Annotated in this window: 14 protein-coding genes and 1 tRNA gene; 6 read left to right on the top strand and 9 right to left on the bottom strand. The window is 60.5% G+C overall.

Translation table 11 applies throughout. From position 1 onward, the window contains the following. The first annotated feature begins 513 nt into the window (after window positions 1-513). The 6 genes from B0919_RS07150 (at window position 514) to B0919_RS07175 (ending at window position 4,740) form a co-directional block, all read left to right on the top strand. A complete protein-coding gene (locus tag B0919_RS07150; RefSeq protein ID WP_078011548.1) occupies window positions 514-1,038 on the top strand; it encodes an RNA polymerase sigma factor in 525 nt (174 codons plus the stop codon). 9 nt (window positions 1,039-1,047) lie between these two features. Continuing rightward, window positions 1,048-1,968, top strand: a complete 921-nt coding sequence (locus tag B0919_RS07155) for a HEAT repeat domain-containing protein (RefSeq protein ID WP_078011549.1) — start codon at window positions 1,048-1,050, stop codon at window positions 1,966-1,968. Then, a complete protein-coding gene (locus B0919_RS07160) occupies window positions 1,916-2,797 on the top strand; it encodes a DUF4097 family beta strand repeat-containing protein (protein WP_078011550.1) in 882 nt (293 codons plus the stop codon). Before B0919_RS07155 ends, B0919_RS07160 begins: the two co-directional genes overlap by 53 nt. Then, entirely contained in the window at window positions 2,794-3,624 is an 831-nt protein-coding gene (locus B0919_RS07165; RefSeq protein WP_078011551.1) for a DUF4097 family beta strand repeat-containing protein, read from the top strand. The genes B0919_RS07160 and B0919_RS07165 overlap by 4 nt, the downstream gene beginning before the upstream one ends. 216 nt (window positions 3,625-3,840) lie before the next feature. Next, the gene (locus tag B0919_RS07170) at window positions 3,841-4,281 is read left to right on the top strand and encodes a hypothetical protein (RefSeq protein WP_078011552.1); all 441 of its coding nucleotides are present in this window, start codon (window positions 3,841-3,843) and stop codon (window positions 4,279-4,281) included. Window positions 4,282-4,521: 240 nt separating this feature from the next. Next, window positions 4,522-4,740 (top strand): hypothetical protein, encoded by a 219-nt coding sequence (locus tag B0919_RS07175; protein WP_078011553.1) that lies wholly within the window; start codon window positions 4,522-4,524, stop codon window positions 4,738-4,740. 145 nt (window positions 4,741-4,885) lie between these two features. Here the strand turns inward: B0919_RS07175 and B0919_RS07180 are convergent. The 9 genes from B0919_RS07180 to B0919_RS07220 form a co-directional block, all read right to left on the bottom strand. After that, window positions 4,886-4,959 (bottom strand) — tRNA-Cys (locus tag B0919_RS07180). A gap of 187 nt (window positions 4,960-5,146) precedes the next feature. After that, window positions 5,147-7,189: a 30S ribosomal protein S1 gene (gene rpsA / locus B0919_RS07185; protein WP_078011554.1), complete on the bottom strand. Its 2,043-nt coding sequence runs from the start codon at window positions 7,187-7,189 to the stop codon at window positions 5,147-5,149. 642 nt (window positions 7,190-7,831) lie between these two features. Beyond that, window positions 7,832-8,896 (bottom strand): fatty acid desaturase family protein, encoded by a 1,065-nt coding sequence (locus B0919_RS07190; RefSeq protein ID WP_078011555.1) that lies wholly within the window; start codon window positions 8,894-8,896, stop codon window positions 7,832-7,834. Window positions 8,897-9,161: 265 nt separating this feature from the next. Beyond that, window positions 9,162-9,524: a hypothetical protein gene (locus B0919_RS07195; protein ID WP_078011556.1), complete on the bottom strand. Its 363-nt coding sequence runs from the start codon at window positions 9,522-9,524 to the stop codon at window positions 9,162-9,164. 50 nt (window positions 9,525-9,574) lie between these two features. Continuing rightward, window positions 9,575-9,835, bottom strand: coding sequence for a hypothetical protein (locus B0919_RS07200; protein ID WP_078011557.1), 261 nt, complete (start codon window positions 9,833-9,835; stop codon window positions 9,575-9,577). A 151-nt stretch (window positions 9,836-9,986) separates the two neighbouring features. Beyond that, complete coding sequence (leuB, locus tag B0919_RS07205) at window positions 9,987-11,108, bottom strand: 3-isopropylmalate dehydrogenase (RefSeq protein ID WP_078011558.1); 1,122 nt, start codon at window positions 11,106-11,108, stop codon at window positions 9,987-9,989. After that, on the bottom strand, window positions 11,096-11,692 hold the full coding sequence (gene leuD / locus B0919_RS07210) for a 3-isopropylmalate dehydratase small subunit (protein ID WP_078011559.1): 597 nt from the start codon (window positions 11,690-11,692) through the stop codon (window positions 11,096-11,098). The genes leuB and leuD overlap by 13 nt, the downstream gene beginning before the upstream one ends. Window positions 11,693-11,705: 13 nt before the next feature. Further along, on the bottom strand, window positions 11,706-13,154 hold the full coding sequence (leuC, locus tag B0919_RS07215) for a 3-isopropylmalate dehydratase large subunit (RefSeq protein WP_078011696.1): 1,449 nt from the start codon (window positions 13,152-13,154) through the stop codon (window positions 11,706-11,708). A 171-nt stretch (window positions 13,155-13,325) separates the two neighbouring features. Beyond that, entirely contained in the window at window positions 13,326-14,492 is a 1,167-nt protein-coding gene (locus tag B0919_RS07220) for a 2-isopropylmalate synthase (protein ID WP_078011560.1), read from the bottom strand. Window positions 14,493-14,636 lie beyond the last annotated feature (144 nt).

The raw sequence follows: 14,636 nt of genomic DNA on the forward strand, positions 1-14,636 counted from the left end.
TTACGGTGGAGCTTGCGGGCCTGCTTCCCGTAAATTCCTTCAAAACAGTCAACTAGCCCTTCGATTTCTGCCAGTTTTTCAGGCACTTATTCGCTTTTCCCGAGGTTTTATGCGCAGGGTGCCGACCAGCACCTTGTTTGGAATAAGGAGAAAAACCGTTGCTCATTGGGCTACGGTTTTTTTCGTTTTGGCCCCCGCAAAAAAGTTTTGCCGCCGTGCAATCCAGCCCCTTGCCCGGCCCCGTAAGTATAGCAGACCGGCTTAGCCGGCACGCTAGGTTTGCTAAAGCCCTCACTTATTAAGTGAGGGCTTTGTGCGTTTATAGCCGCTTGGTCTTCTACGTGCTTAAGTATTATTGCATTTATTATCAAATACTTATCTAACGAAGCCATACATATCCCCAAAAAAGTCGGGAAGCCGCTGTAACCTTCCCGAACTAGCGCGGTGTCCACAAGCAAATAACCCACCCGCTAGCGCCTCCCTGCCTTGGAATCCCTGTCGGACAACGCCCTTATGCTGAAGGTCAAGGCCGGTGAGGTGGACCGCATGGGCCTGCTTTTCGAACGCTACCACCGCAAGCTCTTCGCTTTTCTCTACCACATGCTCGGCCGGGCCGAGGCCAGCGAAGACTTGGTGCAGACAGTGTTCTACCGCATGCTCAAGTACCGGCACACCTACACCGGCGACGGGAAATTTCGCACCTGGATGTACCACCTGGCCCGCAACGTGCTGGCCGACCACCTGAAGCAGAACCGCCACGCCGTGCGCCACACCGATGTGGCGGCTATGGCTGAAAGCATCGCCGGGGGCCCCCGCGCCGATGAGCGGCTGCAACAGGAGCAGGAAGTGGCCACGCTGCACCGGGCCCTGGCCCGGCTCAGCGCCGACCACCGCGAAATCCTCGTGCTTAGCCGCTTTCAGGAGCTGAAGTACGCGGAAATAGCCCGGGTGCTGGACATCACCGAAGGCGCCGTGAAGGTGCGCGTGCACCGCGCCATGCACGAGCTGAAGGCCATGTATTTAAAAATCGAAAACTGACGGGAAGCCATGAGCTGCGAACATACCCAGGAGCACCTGCTCGATTACCTGAACCACCAACTGAGCCCGGACGAACGGCAAACCGTGGAAACGCACCTAACTGGGTGCCCCGATTGCCAGATCGAGCTGCATACCACCCAGCAGCTGTGGCAGAAGCTGGGCAGTGTGCCCGCACCGGAGCCCAGCGAACATATTCGTCCGGCCTTCTACGCCATGCTCGCTTCCTTTAAGGAAGAGGAGTTGAAGCCGCAACGCCCCTCGGCCTGGGTGGAGGTACGGCAGTGGCTGCAAGCGGTGTTCACGCCGCAGTTTGTGGGCCAGGTGGCCTACAGCGTGTGCCTGCTGGTGCTGGGCGTAGCCGGTGGCTACTGGCTCACCACGCAGCGGCAGGAGGCGGCCTCGGCCTCGACCGGGCAGCAACAGCAGTTGGCGGCGCTCAGCAGCCAGGTGCAGGAAATGCGGCAGGTGATGCTGCTCTCCCTCATCGACGACCCCTCGGCCACGGAACGCCTGCGGGCCGTGAGCTACACCAAAGAGCTGAAGCGGCCCCAGCCGCGGGTAGTAGAGGCCCTGCTGAGCACGCTCAACCACGACGACAACGTGAACGTGCGCCTCGCTACGCTCGAAGCCCTGGCCGAGCTGGCTCCCGCCGACCCTAAGGTGCGCCTGGGCCTGGTTCGCTCCCTCTCGCAGCAAGACTCGCCGCTGGTGCAGTCGGCGCTGGCCGATGTGATGGTGCAGCTGCAGGAAAAAGACTCGGTGAAGCCCTTGCGGCGTCTGCTGGCCCAGCCCGATCTGAACGAGGCCGTCAAAAACAAACTTCAGGAAAGCATTCGGTCCCTGTCTGGGGACGACTCCAACCTTACTCCAAGCACCCATGAAACTCTGCTTCATACCCAGCCTGCTCAGCCTGCTGACCTTGTTATCTAGCGGCCCCTGCCAGGCGCAATCCGACCGCGAAGGCACCGAGAAAATCAGCCGCGAGTTTGCCCTGACCGGCGACGCCGGCCGCAGCACCCTGGCCCTGTACAACATCAACGGCTCGGTGACGGTGGAAGGCTACAACGGCAACCGCGTGGTGGTGGAAGCCACCAAAACCATCAGGGCCGACAACGCTCAGCTGCTGGAGCAAGGCAAAAAGGAGGCCCAGGTCGGCTTTATGCAGCGCAACGACAGCGTGGTGGTGTACCTGCAGGGGCCCCACGATTCGCGGCCCCAGCGCCTGACGCACCGCCGCAACGAGTACCACGGCCGCATCGACTACAGCTACGAGTTCAACTTCGTGGTGAAGGTGCCCGCAGGCATGAAGGTGGACGTGTCGACGGTAAACGGCGGCAAGCTGCTGGTGCAGAACGTGACCGGCCCGTTGCAGGCCCGCAACGTCAACGGGGCCGTGGTCATCCAGAACGCCCGCGAGGCCACGCTGGCCCACACCGTCAACGGCAACGTGGAAGTCAGCTACGCCGCAGCGCCTACCAATGCGGCCTCCTACCACACCATCAACGGCAACATCGTGGTGAGCTACCCGCCGAACGTATCGGCCGACCTCTACTTCAAGAGCATGCACGGCGAGATGTTCACCGATTTTCCCTCGGCCGAAGTGCTGCCGGCGCGCGTGTCGCAAAACCAGCAGAACACCGGCCAGGGCACCAAATACAAACTCAGCAAAGAGACGGCCGTGCGGCTGGGCAAGGGCGGACCCGATTTCCGCTTCGAGACGCTCAACGGCGACGTCACCATCAAACAGCAACCCCGATGAAATTTCTGGCTTCCTCCACCCTGCTGCTCCTGCTTAGCCTGACCGGTGCGCTGCCGCTGGCCGCCCAATCCAAGGAACAACTGGTAGTGGCGCTGAGCGCACCCGGCAAGCCCGGCCGCCTGCAACTGAAACTGGTCAACGGCTCCATCAAAGTACAGGGCTACAACGGCAAAGACGTGGTCATCGACGTGGCCCAGCGCAGCAACAGCCGCGACACCGGCCCGACCACGCCCACCCCGCCCGGTATGCGCCGGCTCTCTAAGGTGTCGGGCCTGGACATCTCGGCCCAGGAGCGCGACAACACGGTGTATGTGCGCAGCCTCTCGCCGCCTTCCAGCCCGATAGATTTCACCATCAAGGTGCCGCGGCAGTTTTCGCTAACCCTGGCCACCGTCAACGACGGCGACATCACCGTCGACAACGTGAGCGGGGAGCTGGAACTATCCAACGTCAATGGCGACATTCGCCTGGACGACGTGGCCGGCTCGGCCGTGCTGAACACCGTGAACGGCGAGGTCACGGCCAAGTTCAATGACCTGACGAGCGGCACGCCCATGGCTTTTTCCACCGTCAACGGCAAAATCGACGTGAGCCTGCCCACCAAGACCAAAGCCAGCCTGAAGCTGAAGTCGGACCGCGGCGACATCTTCAGCGACTTCGACATGAGCACCGATGCCGCCGGCACACCCAAGGTGAACCGTACCGGCAAGGACGGTACCTACCGCATCAGCACCGACAGCTGGACCTACGGCAAAATCAACGGCGGCGGCGCCGAGTTCATGATGAAAACCCTCAACGGCGACATCGTCATCCGCAAGGCCAAGTAACGCTTACCTGCTCCGACTAGCCCGGCCGGAGCGGCGGACTTCTGCTTGGTGTTTGGGTGAATGAGTAGCTCCCGCGCACCCGCCAGCCCCGGCCACCGGTATTTTGCTACCCGGCAGCCTTTTGCAAAACCCGACTGCCTACAGTCGGGTTTTGCTTTTCCCGGCTGTAACGCGTCCGCTGCTCAACCGTATGCAGCCTCGCCACATCTGCTTACCATGTCTGCCGCTTCCGTTTACTTTCACAATTCCCTGGCTACCGTCTCGTACCACGCCTCGGGCTACGTTTGCCTTACCTGGAGCAACGCCGCCATTGCTGAGGATGAGCTGCGCGCCCTTTACACGCACACCCTCCACGCCCTGACACACTACCGCAGCAGCAAGCTGCTCACGGATCAGCGCGCGCGGCAGCCACTGCCGGTGGAGGCGCAGCAGTGGATTGTGCGCGAATGGATACCTGCGGCCGTGCGCGCCTCGGGCTACAGCCACTGCGCCATTGTGGAGGGCGTGCTGCCCGAAACCAGCGCCCCGGCCCGCAATGTGGGCAACGCCCTACAAACGTCCCTCTCCTTCCGGTATTTCACCGACCCCGAGCCGGCCGGCGCCTGGCTGGCTGAACAGAACGGCGTTTCACCTGAGAAACTCACCCAGCATAGCTAGGCGCAACTTTAGCTTCTAAACCAACGACGCTAAGTTTATCTAAACCCTTGCTCCCTGAGCGAGGGTTTGGTGTTTTTGAGGACTGCGCAGCTAGGCTGTGTGAGCAGTAAGCCAAAGAACGCGTCATGCTTCATCTGACGTCCGCTTGTCGAAGCATTCCTACCAAGCAATGAGGCGGTATACGTACCTACTAGCAAGCACGTAGCGCGGTAATGAGGATAGTTTTTGTTTCTTGCCGCCATGGCAACTCCCGTAGAAATCTTCCGCCTGTTCGATCTGCAGGACCAGTGCGCCTGCATTTGGGACGAAGCTACCCAGGTATCCACCCACCAGGAGGGCCACGATACCGTCAACGTGTACCGTATGCCCGCAGGCTTTTCCGTCGCCGTGCGCATTGGCGGGCCCGAACACAAGGTGTATCAGGTCGATTTGCTCAGTGCCTCTGCTTCCGAGGTCTGATGCCCGTTAGGGCCTAAAGGCATTCCTGCGGACCATTGATAGGACGCAGGTTGTCCTGAACGGCCAACACCTGACGCCTTAGCATCTACCTCCGGCCAATAAAAGCAAAAGCCCCGCAACTGCTCAGCTGCGGGGCTTTTTTCACTGGAGGTGACGAGCGGATTCGAACCGCTGTAGGAGGTTTTGCAGACCTCTACCTAGCCACTCGGTCACGTCACCTTGATGGGCCTTAGGGCCGCAAACATACGGCATCCGGCGCGTTTACCAAACTAAAACCCGCAGATTTCCCCGCTGCACGGGTAAGCGACTGGTTTCGTGCGCAAAAAAATCAGCCAAGCGGCCACAAAAAAGCCCCCGACCTCGCGGCCGGGGGCTTCTTCTAGCCTACGCAAGGCAGACGCAGCAATTAAGCGTTGTCTTTCTTGTCGTCAGCGTTTTCGTCCGACGAAGTCAGGTTCTTCACGGTGTCAACTACGTCACCAGCGAGGTCCTTGGCTTTGTCAACCACGGCCGAAGCGGCGTCGGCGATGGTGCTCAGCAGACCACCTTCAGCGGGAGCAGCTTCCTCGGCGGGAGCGGCTTCAGCTTTGGCCGGCTTGGCAGCGGGGGTGCTCAGCTTCTGCTCAGCAGCCTCACGCTCGTTGCCCATCATCCGGTCACGCAGGGCGCTCAGGGCGTCCAGGTCACCCAGGGTCGACTTCTCGGCTTTCTTCAGGTCGGCCGCTTTGCCTTCACCTTGGGCCGAAGCACCACCAGCGTTGCCACCGGTCGGCTTCTTCTTGGTGAACTTCGACATGCGGTTGTCCTCATCCTGCTGGCCCTGGCCGTAGGTGGCCGTGTGCGACAGCACGATGCGACGGTCGTCCTTCGAGAATTCCACTACGCGGAAGTCCAGCGACTCGCCCACTTCCGGCGAACCGCCGTCAGCTTTGGCCAGCGACTTGGGGTAAGCGAAGCCTTCGATGCCGTAGGGCAGCTCGAGCACCGCACCGCGGTCGGTTTTCTCGGTGATGGTCGCCTTGTGGGTCGAGCCGGGGGTGAACACCGTCTGGAAGGTATCCCAGGGGTTTTCTTCCAGCTGCTTGTGGCCCAGGGCCAGACGACGGTTGGCTACGTCCAGCTCCAGCACTACCACGTCCAGACGGTCGCCCACCTTCACCATTTCGGAGGGGTGCTTCACCTTCTTGGTCCACGACAGGTCCGATACGTGCACGAGGCCGTCCACACCTTCTTCCAGTTCCACGAACAGGCCGAAGTTGGTCAGGTTGCGCACCAGGCCGTTGTGCTTGCTGCCTACAGCGTACTTCGAACCGAAGTCAGCGCGGGTCCAGGGGTCTTCGGTCAGCTGCTTGATGCCCAGGCTCATCTTACGGTCTTCGCGGTCGAGGGTCAGGATCTGAGCCTCCACTACGTCGCCCTGCTTGATGAAGTCCTGCGGGTTGCGCAGGTGCTGGCTCCACGACATTTCCGACACGTGGATCAGGCCCTCAACACCCGGCACGATTTCCATGAACGCGCCGTAGTCGGCTACGTTCACGATGCGGCCTTGTACTTTGGAGCCGGGCTGCAGGTCTTGCGGCAGCGAATCCCACGGGTGCGGGGTCAGCTGCTTCAGGCCGAGCGAGATACGCTTCTTGGCTTCGTCGAAGTCCAGTACTACCACGTTCAGCTTCTGGTCGAGCTGCAGAACTTCCGACGGGTGAGCGATACGGCCCCACGAGATGTCGGTGATGTGCAGCAGGCCGTCGACGCCGCCGAGGTCGATGAACACGCCGAAGTTGGTCATGTTCTTGATAACGCCCTCGAGGATCTGGCCTTTCTCCAGGTTGTTGAGGATGGCTTCGCGCTGCTTCTCCAGGTCCTTCTCGATGAGGACTTTGTGCGAAACAACCACGTTGTCGAAAGCGGCGTTGATTTTTACCACTTTCACTTCCATGCGACGACCAACATAGATGTCGAAGTCGCGGATGGGCTTCACGTCGATCTGCGAGCCGGGCAGGAAGGCTTCTACGCCGTCCAGCTCCATGATCAGACCGCCTTTGGTGCGACGCTTCACCACACCTTCCAGGATGGTGTCGTTCTCCAGGGCGTCGTAGATGGCCTTCCAAGCCTGCTTGATCTTCGCCTTCTTGCGCGAGAGGATCAGCTGGCCGTTGGCATCTTCCTGGTCTTCGATGAAGACTTCCACTTCATCACCGGCTTTCAGGTCGGCCAGGTCGCGGAATTCCGAACGCGGAACCAGACCATCCGACTTGAAGCCGATGTTCACGATTACGTCGCGGTCACCGACCGAAACGACCGTGCCCTTCACAACCTGCTCCTCCTCTACGGTGGTCAGGGTGCCGGCGTACATTTCTTCGAGACGGGCGCGCTCCTCTTTCGAGTAGATGCCACCGAAGCTGTTGGCTCCGACGTTGTCCCAATCGAAGTTGTCTACTACTTCTGCCATGATATTGCAGTTGGCCCTCGTTACACGTCCGGCGCAGGGCCCGCCTCCGGAACGCGTTGTTGGTTGATTACCAGCGCCAAAGCGCCGTTCCGCCACCTTGGCGGGCCGCAAAGATACGAATTTTGAGCGAGTAAAAACCAGCAGTGGTGAAATGCAAGAATTTTTACGCTTCAATACCTCGAGAAGGTATTGATGGTATTACTCCGGCATCAAGACAACTTCTTGGAAGTTGTGCGGATTGTACTTGAGCTCACACGTGTCCCCACTTTTAAATTCATAAACCGAGGTAGTTGATACAACTGCATCGGCAGTACCACCATTGACTTTATACCTAACCCGAGTATTCCTACTGGTTACACTTAGAATAACACTGTATGCTTCTTTTCCATTCTGAAGCAATCCATTTCGCCATTCTCGTCTGATTAACTCTATTGCTACCAATAAAACCAGCAGCCCGATTAGCAAAGCAAGGTCTCTCCTATATACTTGGATAAAGCTCAAGAGCTTCGTCAGACTTGATTGTTTATTCTTACGCCGCATTTGTTGCGTTCCACTAGAACGCAAATATCTTCCACGAACGCACACAAAAAAGCAGCAGCCTGCTTCAATTAAAGCAGGCTGCTGCCATTCTATTAACCAAGTTTACGCCCGACCCATCTGCCGCAAAAACAGCACGTGCGACAGCACGGCCGAGCGCATGCGCGGGAATTCGTTGTAGACTACGTCGAACTCCTGGCACACCTGCTTGATGATTTTGTTGATGGCTGGGTAGTGAACGTGCGAAATCTTCGGGAACAGATGGTGCTCTACCTGGAAATTCAGCCCGCCGACCAGCCAGCTGATGACGCGGCTGTTGGTGGCGAAGTTAGCGGTGGTCTTAATCTGGTGAATGGCCCACTCGTCGTCCATCTTCAGCGAAGCTTCATTGGGCATGGGGAAAGCAGTGTGCTCCACGGTGTGGGCCAATTGAAACACCAGGCTCAGTACGAAGCCGGCTACGCAGGTGATTGTCAGGAAGCCGACGAGCCAGGGCAGGAAGCCCAGGGTGTAGATGGGCAGGGCCACGTAGAGCACAAGGTTGAGCACCTTGAAGCCCCAGAATACCAGATGGTCGCTCAGGGCCATCTTCTTCAGATCTACCGAGCCGATTTTGCGCTTGAAGTACTTCTGGTAGTCCATCACGAAAATCCACGACAGGTAGAGCATGCAGTACAGGAACCAGAAGTACAGGTGCTGGAAGCGGTGCAGGCGGTAGCGTTTCTGGGTGCTGCTCAGGCGCATCCAGGGCTGCACGTCAATGTCGTCGTCAATGCCGTCGATGTTGGTGTAGGCGTGGTGCACCACGTTGTGCTTCATATTCCACATAAAGCTGCTGCCACCGAGCACGTTCAGGGTGAAGGCGGCGAAGTGGTTTAGCCAGCGGTGCTGTGAGAAGGAGCCGTGGGCGCCGTCGTGCATCACATTGAAGCCGATAGCGGCGATGAAGCCGCCAAGTAGAACGGCTTCGAGCAAGGCCACGGCCGTGGGCGGGGTAAAGAACACCAGGTGCACGTATAGCGCCACGAAGCCTGCGAGCAGCAAGACAGCCTTGGAGAGCAGGCCAGTGCTACCGGCGGTGGATTTTCCGGATTCCTCGAAGTGGAGGCTGATGCGGCGTTTTAGCTCGGCGTGGAAGGAGCGCGAGGCGGCAAATTTGGGGAGTGACATTCGGCAATGGTGATGCGCCCCGGCCGCCAGTAGCGCCGAGGCCGAGCCGAAGAACCCCTCCGACGATAGGTCGCAGCTCCAGCGGCAGCGTTTCCACCGCGAGTTACGCTTATTCCAACGGCGGGCTAGATAGTCTGGTTCATATGCTTGGCGCGGCACCTCTTCTGCAATAGCCAAAAAGGGTGAATCCAAGCCCTACGGCTAGTATTCACCCCTGGAAGTATTTTTGAATGACAAGCCCGCAGAGCTAGCCGTTCGGCGTGCCCTACCGTTTTTCGTTGGCCCGGTAATCGGTCAGCAAGTAGTTGGCCAACGCCACCGCGAAGAAGGAGACAAAGTAGCGGCGGGCATTGCGCTGCTTCAGGGCGCCGGTAGCCCAGGGCAACAAAAGCAACGCGGGCACAAACGGGGTTTCCAGCTGCCCATGCACCCGCAAAGGCACCACCCGCTTTAGGCCCACCGGATGATCGGTCAGGGCATTGAGCACGCCTTGCGCACCGGCAAAGGCGTAGCAAAGGCGGCGGGCTGGCCCACGCAGATGGAACAGCGTCGGCGCCAGGGCCTGCAGGGCCACAAAGCCGTAATCAATGATGCCGTGAGCCGTGGGGCCGATGGGTTTTGCCTTCATGGGTAAACAGGAGGAATCAACAGGAAGACCGGATGAGCTGCACGCGGCCCTCAGCTTTCGTCAACGGTAGTGGTGTGTGCGATGGGGTAGCCGGCGGCTTGCAGGGCATTTTTGATAGCCGGCCATTCCGGCTCGGCGCCGGTAGCGGAGGCTACTACCGCTTCGCCCGGCGCGACGCGGTCGACCAGCAAGTGGTGCTGCTGGAGCAGCTCGCGGGCTTTTACCAGGCTCGCGTCGTCGGTCATATCCGGCAGGGCAAGGTGGTAGCGCACGAGTTGGTTGTTATTGGCCGTGGAATCAGGAGTAAGCATGGTGAGGGAAGTAAGTGGGTTGTGCCATGACTACGCAGCAAGCAAGCTTCAGGGTTGACTCTCGTCGGTCCGATAAACTAAACTGCCGGCCGGGCGGCGTCACGTTGACGCTGCCCGGCCGGCAGTTTGCCTTTCCCCTCTCCCGCCGACCTCAGATAATCGTGCTCAGGCCTACTTCGATATTCTCGCGGTACAGCGGCGACTCCAGCCGCTCGGCCACCTGAAAGGCAATGTAGCTGCCCACCTGCTCGGTGGTGTACGGCGCCTCGGGGTTCAGTTCGGGCGTGAGGACGTTGTGGTCGAGGGCTTTCTGCACGGCGGCCTTCACCGTGTCGGCCTCCTGCAGCAGGCCGAAGTGCTCCAGCATCAGGGCCACCGACAAGATGGTGGCAATGGGATTGGCAATGCCCCGGCCGGCCGCCTGCGGGTAAGAACCGTGAATGGGCTCAAACAGCGCCACCGTATTGCCCACCGACGCCGAGGGCAGCAGGCCCAGTGAGCCGGCAATGACCGAAGCTTCGTCGCTGATGATGTCGCCGAACATGTTTTCGGTCAGGATGACGTCGAACTGCTTCGGGTTCAGAATCACCTGCATAGCCGCGTTGTCGACGAACAGGTAATCAACCTGCACGCCGGGGTGCTCGGACGCCAGTTGCTGCACTACTTCGCGCCAGAGGCGGGACGTTTCCAGCACGTTGGCCTTATCCACCAAGGTGAGTCGACGGCGGCGCGTTTCGGCAGCCTGGAAAGCTAAGCGGGCAATGCGCTCGATTTCCTCGCGCGAGTAAGTGCAGTGGTCGTAGGCCGAGCCGTCCGCCGTGCGGCCCTTGGCGCCGAAGTAGATACCGCCGGTCAGCTCGCGGAAGATGAGCATGTCGGTGCCCTGAATACGCTCCGGCCGCAGCGGCGAGTGCGGCAGCAGCACGTCGTAGGCCGTGACGGGGCGGATGTTGGCAAACAGGCCCAGCGACTTACGCAGGCGCAGCAACCCTTGCTCGGGGCGTACCGGGGCGGCGGGGTCGTTGTCGTACTTCGGGTCGCCGATGGCGCCGAGCAGCACCGCGTCGGCCTGAAAGCAGGCCTGCAGCGTGGCATCGGGCAAGGGGCTACCGGTGGCGTCGATGGCGCAGGCGCCCATCAGCTGGTAGTCGTAGTCAAACTCGTGCCCGAAGCGTTCGGCCACGGCATCGAGCACCTTGATGGCTTCGCGGCAGACCTCGGGGCCGATGCCGTCGCCGGCCAGTACGGTGATTTTCTTGCTTAGAATGCCCATACCCGTTGCTGTTCGTAGGCCTCGATGGCCTCTTTTTGGTTGACCAAGAAATCGATGTCGTCGTAGCCGTGGAGCAGGCATTCCTTCTTGTAAGGGTCGAGGTCGAAGGGAATGTTTTTCTCCCACACCGGCACGAAAAGCTGCTGTGCAGCCACGTCGATGATAAAGCCAGTGTGGGGCTCCTGTTCCACCTCGGCAAAAAGTCGTTGCAGCACTTCATCGGAGACCTGCAGCGGCAACAGGCCGTTGTTCAGGGCGTTGCCGCGGAAGATATCGGCGAAGTAGCTGCTGATGACCACGCGGAAGCCCGCGTCGTAGAGGGCCCAGGCGGCGTGCTCCCGGGAGGAGCCGCAGCCGAAGTTTTTGCCGGCCAGTAGTATCTGGCCCGCGTAGCGTGGGTTATTCAGCACGAAATCGACCTTGGGCTGCCCGTCGGGCTGGTAGCGCCAGTCTCGGAACAGGTTTTCGCCGAAGCCTTCGCGCGAGGTAGCCTTCAGAAAACGAGCCGGGATAATCTGGTCGGTGTCGACGTTTTCGACGGGCAGCGGCACGGCGCTGGAGCGCAGAACTTCAAACTTTTCCATGAGCTAAAGGCGCTTAGAAGCTGGCGGCCGCGTCGACGAGCTGCCCTTCGGATTCGGTGACAAATGTGGTTTCGAGCAGGGCGGCCACGTCCACCAGGCGGCCTTCGACGGCGGTAATGGCCGCCACCAGCGGGCTGGCCAGCAGGGTGCGGGCGCCGGGCCCCTGGCGGCCTTCGAAGTTGCGGTTGGAGGTGGACACGCAGTAGGCGCCGGCCGGAATCTTGTCTTCGTTCATGGCCAGGCAGGCGCTGCACCCCGGCTCACGCAGCTCGAAGCCGGCTTCGGCCAGCACTTTGTCCAGGCCTTCGGCCCGGGCCTGCTGCTCCACGGCTTTGGAGCCGGGCACGATGATGGCCTCCACGTGCGGGGCCTTCTGCCTGCCGCGCACGTAAGCGGCCACGGTGCGCAAATCCTCGATGCGGGAGTTGGTGCAGCTGCCGATGAATACGTGGCTGATTTCCTTGCCCAGCAAGGACTCGCCGGGCGCGAAGCCCATGTACTGCAGGGCTTTACTGAAGCCGACGGCTTCGCTTTCGGCCACCGCCAGTGGAATGGGCGTGCTCAGCGCAATGCCCATCCCAGGGTTGGTACCGTAGGTTATCATGGGCTGAATGTCGGCCGCGTCGTAACGCACTTCGGCGTCAAATTCAGCGTCGGCGTCGGAGTAAAGCGTCTGCCAGTAGGCCAGGGCCTGCTGCCACCGCTCGCCCTGCGGAGCGTAAGGACGGCCCTGCAGATACGCGAAGGTGGTTTGGTCCGGGGCTATCAGGCCGCCGCGGGCGCCCATCTCGATGCTCATGTTACAGACCGTCATGCGGCCTTCCATGCTCAGGCCGCGCACGGCCGCGCCGGCATACTCCACGAAGTAGCCGGTAGCGCCGCCCGTGCCGAGCTGGGCAATGATGTACAGGATGAGGTCTTTGGCTGTGACGCCGGGGCGCAGTTGACCGTCGATGGTGATGCGCATGCGCCTGGGCCGGCTCAGCAAGAGGCACTGCGAGGCCATGACCTGCGCTACCTGGCTGGTGCCGATGCCGAAAGCAATGGCGCCGAACGCACCGTGCGTGGAGGTGTGCGAGTCGCCGCAAACGATGGTCATGCCCGGCTGGGTGAGGCCTAGCTCCGGCCCGATGACGTGCACGATGCCCTGCCGCTGGTGCCCCAGCCCGTAGAGCTCCACATCGAACTTCTCGCAGTTTTCGGTAAGCTTATCCACCTGCGAGCGGGATAATTCGTCCTCGATGGGCAGGTGCTGGTTGCGGGTCGGCACGTTGTGGTCGGCGGTGGCCACCATCTGCGTCCGGCGAAAGAGCGGCAGCCCGCGGGCTTCCAGTTCGTCGAAGGCCTGCGGGCTGGTGACTTCGTGGATGAGGTGCCGGTCGATATAGAATACGTCCTGGCCGCCCGCAATGGAGCTGACCACGTGCGCGTCCCAGATTTTGTCGAAGAGAGTCTTGGCCATGATGGGCGGGGTGGGATTAGGCTTTTGGGCTACTTCGTCCGTCATGTCGAGCGCAGCCGAGACATCTCGCTCGGGTGCTAATCGTCTCGTTGGACGAGCAGGATTACTATCCGATGTCAGCACGCGAGATGTCTCGGCTGCGCTCGACATGACGAGCTTTTTCCGCTTGTTCTAACCAGCCGTAATGAGGTTTTCCTGCTCGATGAGCACGTGCAAATCCTGATCTACTACCTCTTTTTTGTGGTCGGCCAGGGTCAGGAAGGAGGCGTAGGCCTTGTTGAGGGCAGTACGCTCCAGGTCGTAGCCGAGCTTTTGGAGTCGGTAAGCCAGGGCAGCGCGGCCGGAGCGGGCCGTCAGCACGATGGAGGAGTCGGCCACACCTACTTCGTGCGGGTCGATGATTTCGTAGGTTTCGCGGTGCTTGATGACGCCGTCCTGGTGAATGCCGCTGGAGTGCGAAAAGGCGTTGGCACCCACGATGGCCTTGTTGGGCTGCACGGGCATGCTCATCAGGTGCGAGACCATGGCCGAAGTCTCAGCCAGCAGGCGTGTGTTGACGTTGGTGTGCAGATTCAGGTAAGGATGCTGGCGCATGACCATCACTACTTCCTCCAGGGCCGTGTTGCCGGCCCGCTCCCCTACCCCGTTGATGGTACACTCGATTTGGCGGGCCCCGTGGAGCACGCCCGAAATGGAGTTGGCGGTGGCCATGCCCAGGTCGTTGTGGCAGTGCGTGGATAGCGTCACGCCCTCGATGCCGCGCACGTTTTCGCGCAGGTACTTGATTTTGGCGCCGTACTCCCCGGGCAGGCAGTAGCCGGTAGTGTCGGGAATGTTGAGCACGGTGGCACCGGCGCGAATGGCGGCTTCGCACACGCGGGCCAGAAACTCGTTGTCGGTGCGGCCGGCGTCTTCGGCGTAGAACTCCACGTCCTCCACGAAGCTCTTGGCCAGCTTCACGGCCGCCACGGCGCGCTGCAGCACATCCTCGCGGGTGGTTTGTAGCTTGAAGCGCACGTGCGAATCGGAAGTACCGATGCCGGTGTGAATGCGCGGCCGGCGGGCGCCGCGCAGCGCCTCGGCCGCCACACGGATGTCGTTTTCGACGGCGCGCGAAAGGCCGCAGACGGTAGCTTCCTTGACCTGGGCAGCAATGGCCTGCACGGCCGCGAAGTCGCCGGGGCTGGAAACCGGGAAGCCCGCCTCGATGACGTCGACGCCCAGAAGCTCCAGCTGCGCGGCAATGACCAGCTTTTCGTCCCGGTTGAGCTTGCACCCCGGCACTTGTTCGCCGTCGCGCAGGGTGGTGTCGAAGATCTGTACTTTCTGAGCTGCCATGAGCGTGAGGTTCGGTTCAGCGGATTGCAGGCCGCAAGAACACCGCGTAACCCCGGCGCCAAAAACTATTTTTTCACAGGGCTACTATTTCTAAAAGCCAAATCCATATCTACATAGGTCTGCATATCAAGTATTTATAAAACA

Origin of the sequence: Hymenobacter sp. CRA2 (assembly GCF_002007105.1) — a bacterium.
Lineage (GTDB): Bacteria > Bacteroidota > Bacteroidia > Cytophagales > Hymenobacteraceae > Solirubrum.